This window comes from Pseudoalteromonas sp. S1610 (assembly GCF_005887465.1).
Taxonomy (GTDB): Bacteria; Pseudomonadota; Gammaproteobacteria; order Enterobacterales; family Alteromonadaceae; genus Pseudoalteromonas; species Pseudoalteromonas undina.
Genome location: NZ_PNDI01000022.1, coordinates 72,893 through 81,794, shown reverse-complemented (window position 1 = coordinate 81,794; position 8,902 = coordinate 72,893). Strand labels below are relative to the sequence as shown.

At 38.9% G+C, this 8,902-nt stretch carries 8 protein-coding genes and 1 rRNA gene; 3 read left to right on the top strand and 6 right to left on the bottom strand.

Annotation, left to right across the window (positions count from 1 at the left end; genetic code table 11):
• Both CWB77_RS10415 and CWB77_RS10410 read right to left on the bottom strand, forming a co-directional pair.
• A 16S ribosomal RNA gene (locus CWB77_RS10415) occupies positions 1–125 on the bottom strand; the annotation flags it as partial.
• A gap of 618 nt (positions 126–743) precedes the next feature.
• On the bottom strand, positions 744–1,601 hold the full coding sequence (locus tag CWB77_RS10410) for a tetratricopeptide repeat protein (protein WP_138622657.1): 858 nt from the start codon (positions 1,599–1,601) through the stop codon (positions 744–746).
• Positions 1,602–1,710: 109 nt separating this feature from the next.
• Between CWB77_RS10410 and CWB77_RS10405 the strand changes: the two genes are divergently transcribed.
• On the top strand, positions 1,711–3,021 hold the full coding sequence (locus CWB77_RS10405; protein ID WP_138622655.1) for a M20 metallopeptidase family protein: 1,311 nt from the start codon (positions 1,711–1,713) through the stop codon (positions 3,019–3,021).
• A 28-nt stretch (positions 3,022–3,049) separates the two neighbouring features.
• Here the strand turns inward: CWB77_RS10405 and CWB77_RS10400 are convergent, their stop codons facing one another.
• The 4 genes from CWB77_RS10400 to pomA form a co-directional block, all read right to left on the bottom strand.
• Positions 3,050–4,990 (bottom strand): DNA topoisomerase III, encoded by a 1,941-nt coding sequence (locus tag CWB77_RS10400; RefSeq protein ID WP_138622653.1) that lies wholly within the window; start codon positions 4,988–4,990, stop codon positions 3,050–3,052.
• A gap of 72 nt (positions 4,991–5,062) precedes the next feature.
• Positions 5,063–5,551, bottom strand: a complete 489-nt coding sequence (locus CWB77_RS10395; RefSeq protein WP_075170367.1) for a hypothetical protein — start codon at positions 5,549–5,551, stop codon at positions 5,063–5,065.
• A gap of 155 nt (positions 5,552–5,706) precedes the next feature.
• The gene (locus CWB77_RS10390) at positions 5,707–6,627 is read right to left on the bottom strand and encodes a flagellar motor protein MotB (RefSeq protein ID WP_075170368.1); all 921 of its coding nucleotides are present in this window, start codon (positions 6,625–6,627) and stop codon (positions 5,707–5,709) included.
• A 2-nt stretch (positions 6,628–6,629) separates the two neighbouring features.
• Complete coding sequence (gene pomA, locus CWB77_RS10385; RefSeq protein WP_010390948.1) at positions 6,630–7,397, bottom strand: flagellar motor protein PomA; 768 nt, start codon at positions 7,395–7,397, stop codon at positions 6,630–6,632.
• A gap of 302 nt (positions 7,398–7,699) precedes the next feature.
• Here pomA and xseB point away from each other — a divergent pair, with 302 nt between their 5' ends.
• Positions 7,700–7,942, top strand: coding sequence for an exodeoxyribonuclease VII small subunit (xseB, locus tag CWB77_RS10380; RefSeq protein WP_010390946.1), 243 nt, complete (start codon positions 7,700–7,702; stop codon positions 7,940–7,942).
• A gap of 2 nt (positions 7,943–7,944) precedes the next feature.
• Positions 7,945–8,832 carry a (2E,6E)-farnesyl diphosphate synthase gene (gene ispA, locus CWB77_RS10375; protein ID WP_008110206.1) on the top strand — a complete coding sequence of 296 codons (888 nt, stop codon included), beginning with the start codon at positions 7,945–7,947 and terminating at the stop codon, positions 8,830–8,832.
• Positions 8,833–8,902 lie beyond the last annotated feature (70 nt).

The window sequence follows — 8,902 nt, the reverse complement described above, 5'->3', positions numbered from 1 at the left end:
AAGCATAACTCAGCCGGCCGCCGCTCGTCCGCAAAGTAGCAAGATACTTTCTGTTACCGCTCGACTTGCATGTGTTAGGCCTGCCGCCAGCGTTCAATCTGAGCCATGATCAAACTCTTCAATTAAAAGTTTTTTGTCTTTCGACAGCTCAATGAATTCTGAATTTATTTAATATCTTTCGATATTGAATTGACTGTGCCGAAGCAACTTATAAATAAGTTACTTCTGTTGGTCACTCAGCTTCTCTTTCGAGAAATCACATTGAGACTCTAAATTTGTTTGCCTCACTTAGTAAACTAAGCTTGGCTGTTAGAACTCAATCTGTACGAGTGCCCACACAGATGATTGCTTTAATTGTTAAAGAACGTTGCGATTAAAGCGTTAAACTTTATCTCGCTAGGGCTGCGCATATTACGCCTTCCTATTTTTTTGTCAACACTTAATTTTGTTAAACTTTAAAGTTTTTAGAACTAAGTTTTACTCGACTCACTGAGTAGCTCGTGCCTCGCTATGCGTTGCGCTCTGCCGTCTCAGTGGGGTCGCATTATAGGGCGAATCGATTTTAACGCAAGCGTTTTTAAACGGTTTTTTGCATTTAATTTTTACCCCAAAGATACCCCACCTAGGCACACAAGATACTCACAAAACCCTGTGGATAACCTTGCTTTTACCCGGCTATCCTAACGCAGAAACAAAAAAACACCTTAACATAGGTGCTTTTTATAGAGAGTTTATCTTAATCGTTAATACAAAATGCTATAAAGCTTGCGACGATATTTAGCAGCTAGCGCATCGCCATCTGGTAAAGACGCAATAACAGCCAAGAAGTTTGGCTTAGCCTCATCAAAATTCAGATCTTTTTTAAGAATAGTAAAGAGTGCTTCTAATGCTTCTTCTTTCCTTCCAGCTTCATTGAGTAGGTTACTTAGCTCCATTTGTAATTCAAGCTCATTAGGATGCTTGGCTACCCTTTCTTGTAATGCTTTTATTTCAGGTGAATCAGTTGCCTTTAGTGCAGCCTCACATTTAGCTTTAATGTTATTAAAGTATGCATCTTGATCTTGTGCGTCTATTGTTTCTATTAATGCTGCGGCTTCATCGAGTTTGTGAATCTGTATACATATATCTGCAAGCACTAATTTAATTCTCGCATTACTACTATCTAATTCATACGCTTGCTTAGCATAATTAAACGCGGCATTTAAATCACTATTAACCAGTGCTTGCTTGGCTTGCTCTAATAAAAGATCTTGTTGTGCAGGTAAGTGTTTAGATAGGGCATCACGTACTTGGCTTTCTGTTTGTGCACCCGCTAATACATCAACTGGAGCTGAGTCTTTTAATAACACTAAGGTAGGCAAAGTTTGTAAACCGACTTGCTGGGCAAGTTGCGAGGCCAAAGCTTGCTCTGCATCACAATCTAAGTTTGCAACAACTATATAGTTATTATATTCGGCGGCTAGCTTATCTAAAATAGCTGCTTGGCTAATACATTCTGGGCTTTGTGGCGAAAAAAAGTTCAGTAGTACTAACTTTTGTTGTGATGTTTCACCTAATACTTGCTGAAGGTTTTGTGCATTAAGATTAACTTTATTGCTCATTGAGTTATTGCCATGTTCATCTATTTAGGTTTTTATATGGTGATGAAGATAATAATTACAAGCCATATATTTAAATCATTTAAATACATTATAAGGTAGCGAGGGAAATATGAAATTAGTATATGCGAGTGCACTGTGTTTATTAGTTAGCCCATTATTAAGTGCGCAAACACTCAAGTTGGATCTTAATAAAAGTATGCCAGCAATAGAAAAGCTTTATCTAGATTTACACCAGTCACCTGAACTGTCTTATCATGAGCAGCAAACCGGTAAAGAAATGGCTGCGCAACTTCAAAAGCTAGGGTTTGATGTAACCGATAACGTTGGCGGTTATGGCGTTGTAGGTATATATAGAAATGGCCAAGGCCCCACCGTTATGATTCGAACTGATACTGATGGCTTACCAATCACAGAACAAACAGGAAAAGCATACGCATCAACTGTTACCACAATAAATAAACAAGGTAGCAAAGTCGGTGTTATGCATGGTTGTGGTCATGATATTCATATGAGTTCATTTATAGGCACCGCGCAACAACTAATTAAAAATAAACAGTCGTGGCAAGGTACTTTAATGATGGTTGCGCAACCGGCTGAAGAAGTTGGGGGTGGTGCAAAAGCAATGCTAAGTGAAGGGTTATTTAGTAAATACGCAAAACCTGATCATATTATTGCTTTACATGTTAGTGCCAGTGTACCGGCAGGAAAAGTTGCTCTGAAAAATGAGTACACTATGGCAAGCGTCGACTCAGTTGATATTTCCATAAAAGGTAAAGGAGGCCATGGAGCCTATCCACATACGACTGTTGACCCTGTTATTATTGCTGCTCGCACCATTTTAGCATTACAAACAATTACGAGTCGGGAGTTATCTCCTCTTGAACCATCAGTGATCACTGTTGGATCTATCCATGGCGGCTCAAAACACAATGTAATTTCTGATGAAGTAAAGCTACAACTTACTCTGCGTAGCTATAACCCGGAAGTTAGAAACGCGCAAATTGCTGCGATTAAACGTATTACTGCAGGTATTGCACAAAGTGCTGGCTTAGAAGAAGCGCTCTACCCAGAAGTGTATGTTCATGAAAGTGAATCGATTCCATCTACTTACAATAATCCGGAGCAAACAAATATAGTTAGGAGTGCCATTGCTGATGCAATTGGTGTAAAAAATGTACTTGCAACTAAAGCTGTTATGGCTGGTGAAGACTTTGGACTATATGGTAGAACAGATGAAAACATCCCCATTACTTTATTTTGGTTAGGCGGAGTTAACCAACAGCAATATACAAATGCGATGAAAAATAACGAAACACTCCCTTCATTACATTCAAGTAAATTTGCTCCCGATTATAAAGTAGCGCTTCCAACAGGAATAACTGCAATGAGCAATGCCGCTGCGGCATTATTCAATCAATAATCTTCAAGGTTATTTTCAAGCCCTGAGTTTAATTTACCGCAGGGCTTTTTTTGTAACTCGACTTTTTATACGGCGCTTTCTTTGTACGTTTAGCAAAACGCTTCTTAGGCGATGTTTTTGGCAAATGTGCAAATACATTACTATCGCAGTTAGTTGCTTGGCTTACAAAATTAGTTAAATCAGCTAGCAAAGGCTGTATAAATTGCTGATAACTCATTGCTTGCTGAGCTATATCTCCTAAACTCGACTCCCATTTTGCAGTTAAATCGGGGCTTGATAACCCCTCAGGTAATACACTAATTAGTGCCAGACCTGTTTCAGTTGCTTTAATTGCTTTTCCTTCACGTTTTAAAAAGCGACGTTTAAATAATAGTTCAATGATACCTGCGCGAGTGGCTTCAGTACCAAGGCCATCTGTCTCTTTTAATATTTTTTTGATTTGTGAGTCTTTTACATAACGACTAATACCCGTCATGGCAGCAAGTAAGGTTGCATCGGTAAAATGAGCAGGAGGAGTTGTATGCTTTTGCACCACCTCACCTTTAATACAGGTAAGTGCCATACCTTTTTCCAAATAAGGCAATGTTGCTTCTTCTTTAAGTTCTGACTTACCCATAAGCAATTTAAAACCCAAGCTTACATCTTGTTTTGCATTAGCTTTGAATAAACCACCCGCTATAGTTACCTCTACCTTGGTTTCGTTGTAAATGTACTCGGGATAAAACTGAATTAAATAGTGTCGACTTATTAACTGATAAATTTTTTCTTCATCACTTGCTAAACTCACAGTTTTTAACTGTTTAGCTGTTGGTACAATCGCGTGGTGAGCTGCTACTTTTGAATCGTTAAAACATTTACTTCGTTTTTTTGCATCTGCTCCATTAACAAATTCTGCTTTTTGGCCTCCATTTACTGCAATCGCTTTTAGTATCGCAGCTGCATCTTGGTGATGATCTTTTGGTAAATAACGATTATCTGAGCGTGGGTAAGTAATTAACTTATGACGTTCATATAAAACCTGGCAAGTATCGAGCACTTTTTGCGCTGGCATCCCGAACGCTTTAGCGGCATCTATTTGTAAAGCAGACAAATTATAGGGAAGCGGCGCGGTTTGTTTTTTTTGCTTTTGCTCAAGAGCAGTTACGCTTGCTGGTTGATTAGCGATACGTGAAGTTACATTTTCAGCTAAAGCTTTGTTAAGCACTCTGCCCTCTTCATCTTGATAAGGATCACACGCTTTACTTGGTATCCACTTAGCAGTAAATGATTGCTCCTCAGGTGTATCAAGGTGAGCAAGTACTTCATAAAATGGTTTTGATACAAAATTTGCTATCTCGTTATCGCGATTAACTACTAGGCCCAAAATGGGTGTTTGCACTCGCCCAACCGACAATACATTACCAAATCCCGCTTTTTGCCCCGCTAATGTGTATGCACGCGTCAAGTTCATGCCAAACAACCAATCAGCACGAGATCGCGCAAGAGCAGAAACACTCAAAGGAATAAAGTCACGGTTAGCACGCATACTATTTAGTGACTTTTTAACTGCCGTTAAGTTTAAGTCACTGATCAATAAACGCTGAATATTTTGTTTTTTTGCTTGGCTGATTTTTGCTTGTTCTATAACTTCATCAACTAATAACTGGCCTTCACGGTCAGGATCGCCAGCATGTACAAGTATTGTTGCTTGTTTGATTAGCTTTTTTAAAATAGTGAGTTGTTTACGAGTTTTAGGCTTTGCTTTAAGTTGCCAATGCTCAGGCACAATAGGTAAATGTTCAAACTGCCACTTTTTAAAACGCTCATCATAGTCATCGGGTTCTGCTTGCTCGAGCAAATGACCTATGCACCAAGATACGCAATCACCATTTGCCACTTCAATATAGCCATCATGCTTTTTATGCGGTTTAGGAAGTGCGTCTGCAATAGCGCGACCCAAAGAGGGTTTTTCAGCAATATAAAGTTTCATAACCAAGCCTCAACACTGTTCATATAAACAGTAGTCTAGCATATCATTTTAAAACGAGGGGTATTTTTGTCGTTATAAGCTTAAAGCTTTATTTCGCTTATTAACAAAAATATATAAAAGTGGTAGATAACATATAACAACAGTAGCGATATTTATTAAGGGCATAAACGTTTGATACATAACAGTACTATACGATAAATCCCAAAGGTGGCGATCTACTAAACGAAATAATTGCAGAATAGGGGCAGCAATAACCACAAGTTGGCCAAGTACACATTGCCACAAATGCACTTTATCTTTCAAACCCAAATAAGCAATCAGTGCCATCCAAGTAATATCTGTTAATGCCCATACAAGATAACGGTATACATAAATACCATCATCAAACGCCATTAAACTTGAGTAAGTTATAGTACCAAATAAGAAAAAAGCAGCGGTAATAGCAGCAAACCTTAAGGCTAAATAATCCTTAAGGATAAAAAACAACAAAATAGCTGGGCTCAGAATAAGAACCCAGCTTTTACTTAATATACTGACGAAGTACAAAAACCATTCAGGCAAACTAAAAAACCTTACTTAACTTTTTTATCTTCGTCTGTACCATCGCCATTACCAGGCATACTACAAAATTTATTTAACATGCTCACTCCACTTTTAATTACATCTGTTAAGAGAAATGCATTCTATGCTAAAAAAGGGGACAAAACCAATAAATTCTATCTAATATCAATAGGATCTGATTCTTTCGCCTTGCCTTGTAAAATTGATATTTCTACCCGGCGGTTACGTCTTCGATCTTCTCGGGAATCATTCGGCACTAAAGGTCTGGTTTCTGCACGCCCAACGACCATCATTCGGGTCTTATCAAAACCAGCAACTTTTTGCAGTTCACTTGCTACCGCAACAGCTCGTTTGGAGGATAAATCCCAGTTATTAATATAAAGTTCATTAGAGACTTGAAAGTCATCAGTGTGACCGGAGACGGTGATTTCACCTGGCACATCTTTTAATAACCGGCCAATATCCTGAATGATAGGTTTAAACTGGGGTTGTAAAAACGCACTGCCCGATGGAAACGAACCATTTTCTCTAATACGAATAATGATTTGCTGACCTAATGACTCAAGCTCAATAGCTCCATCAATAATTTGCTTTTCAAGCTGTTGTGCAATTTTTTTAACTAAGTCATTTATTTGCTCTTGATCGGCAGCAGAAACGGCAGGCGCTGAAGCAACTTCCTCAGAGGTGCTACTAGACTCACCTCCTCGTTTTTCGCCTCGTTGTTCTTGGCGTCCGCCAGCTGAGCTTTCATCGCCCGCCTGAAACTCTAGCATTTGCTGAGTCATTTCAACTGTTTGCTGCTGAATAGTTTCAATGGGGGTCGGCTCAGGCTTACCTGGAGTAAACTCCATCGCAATAACTGAGGTGCCTTTTGGAATATCTTTAACTTCTATTTTATTTTGTACACCAAAAGCAAACTTCATAGAGCCTGCAATTTGCTTAAATTTAAGCACATCCATTTCAGAAAACGCGAGTAAGAGTACAAAAAAGCACATTAATAGCGACATTAAATCGGCAAATGTCCCCATCCATGCAGGTAACCCTGGGGGTGGGCATTTACACTCTTCATCAGACATAACTATTCCTCAGTGTTTACCGCGCGTTTAGACTCAGCCAAATAATTTTTCAAGATCCCCTCAATTACTTTAGGGTTTTGGCCATCTTGAATGCCTAATACTGCATCCAAAATAAGTCGCTGGTTCATTGCTTCTTCGTCTTTACGCAATTCAAGTTTTACCTGAATAGGAATGGCGACAACATTCGCCAAAAATGCCCCATACAACGTTGTTAACAAGGCTACAGCCATTGCTGGGCCGATTGCTTTTGGGTCATCCATATTTGATAACATAGCCACCAAACCGATTAATGTACCAATCATCCCCATTGCAGGAGCAATATCACCTAACGATTTAAATAAGCTTGCGCCCATTTCATGACGAGTTGTCGTCAGGGAAATATCTTTTTGTAATGTTGCACGCACCACATCCGCATCATGCCCATCCACGAGCATATCAACGCCTTTGCGCATAAATGGATTTGGAATCTCAGCCTCTTCTAATGCTAGAAACCCGCCTTTTCGGGCAGAATCTGCTAGCTCAACCGCCTTTTCAATTAACGCTTCAGGGGGTTCAATTTTAAACATAAACGCTTTAGCACAAACCTTACCAATGCCTAAAAATTGCGACATAGTAAAATTGGATAAAACGATAAAAAGGGAGCCACCAAATACAATAACCACTGAAGGGGTATTGTAAAACATACCGACTTCACCGCTACTACTCATAAACATGGACATGACAATTAAGCCAATTGCGCCAAGGATCCCAATAATGGTTGCTAAATCCACATTCCCTCCAAAGGTTTTATATTTTTTCTTCGCAAGCGTTGTTATTAAATGTATATCGGCAAGATACTGAAATACTTAAGTGATTTTTATGATAAACGATAAAATTACGATTAGTCCTATTTTAGATCAACATAGGGAATCAATCTAACTAATCAGAATTTATAATTTAAAAAATAACGCTGAAGCGCAGTAAAACCCAATTAACAGCATTTATCTATCAAAAAAACATAACATTCTTTGACCTAGTTTAGCATTCCCCCTAAAATTGGCGTCTAAATTTATTATGTAAGTTGAAAATAAAGATGGCGACTAAAAAACCTGAAAATTTAAGTTTCGAACAAGCACTAGAAGAATTAACAACAATTGTCAGTGAAATGGAACAAGGTGATTTATCGCTTGAACAGTCTTTAAAGCAATTTGAGCGCGGCATTGCATTAGCCAGTGCGTCTTCCGGTAAACTTCAACAAGCCGAGCAAAAGGTGTCGATATTAATGGGTAATGACGAAAAAGCACCGCTTACTCAATTTGATAACGATTTGGAATAATTGTGAGCATAAAAGAACAAATAAAGCTCGCTCAAGATGATGTAGCCAATACACTCAACCTTTATTTCGAACAACCTCTTGAAAGCGACAACACCATAAAAGAAGCCACACATTATAGTCTAATGAATGGCGGGAAAAGATTACGCCCTTTTTTGGTTTATACCACAGGCAAAATGCTCGGTGCTGAAAAACGTGATTTAGATGTGCTGGCAGCAGCGATAGAATGCATTCATAGTTATTCATTAGTGCATGACGATTTACCCGCTATGGATGACGATGATTTACGTCGTGGCCGTCCTACATGTCATATTGTCTATGGTGAAGCACAAGCTATTTTAGCAGGTGACGCACTGCAAACCTTAGCGTTTGAGCTTATTGCTAAGCACACATTTAAATGCTCAACAGAAGCTCAGTTAAAAATGATTGCTGAATTAGCACATGCTTCAGGCTTGCAAGGAATGGTTGCCGGGCAAGGCCGCGATATTGCAGCAACAGATAAAGTTATTACGGTTGATGAATTAGAACGTATTCATAAACTTAAAACTGGCGCATTAATAAATTGTGCGATTACTTTGGGCGCACTTTGTGCCCCTAATATTAGCCAACACACTTTAGATAACTTATCTACTTTTGGGTATGCTATCGGGCTGGCCTTTCAGGTTCATGACGATATTTTAGATGTTGAGGGCGACACACTGACTTTAGGCAAGCCTCAAGGGTCAGATATTGCTGCGAATAAAGCGACATACCCGGCTTTATTAGGTATGCTAGGTGCTAAGCAAAAAGCACTAAATTTGATACAACAAGCCCATGAGGCGTTAGCCAATATTGACGCAGACACGACCAGCTTAGCGGCATTGGCAAACTATTTAATTGAACGTGACCATTAAACATGGCTAAAACGTATTAAATCTTAGAACAAAATTATTACTAAATATTAAGCCACCTCTTAAACTTAGC

Excerpts from the sequence above, each read along its gene's own strand:
- CWB77_RS10400 (WP_138622653.1), bottom strand. The coding sequence starts at position 4,990 with ATGAAACTTTATATTGCTGAAAAACCCTCTTTGGGTCGCGCTATTGCA.
- xseB (WP_010390946.1), top strand. The coding sequence starts at position 7,700 with ATGGCGACTAAAAAACCTGAAAATTTAAGTTTCGAACAAGCACTAGAA.
- CWB77_RS10390 (WP_075170368.1), bottom strand. The coding sequence starts at position 6,627 with ATGTCTGATGAAGAGTGTAAATGCCCACCCCCAGGGTTACCTGCATGG.
- CWB77_RS10410 (WP_138622657.1), bottom strand. The coding sequence starts at position 1,601 with ATGAGCAATAAAGTTAATCTTAATGCACAAAACCTTCAGCAAGTATTA.
- CWB77_RS10405 (WP_138622655.1), top strand. The coding sequence starts at position 1,711 with ATGAAATTAGTATATGCGAGTGCACTGTGTTTATTAGTTAGCCCATTA.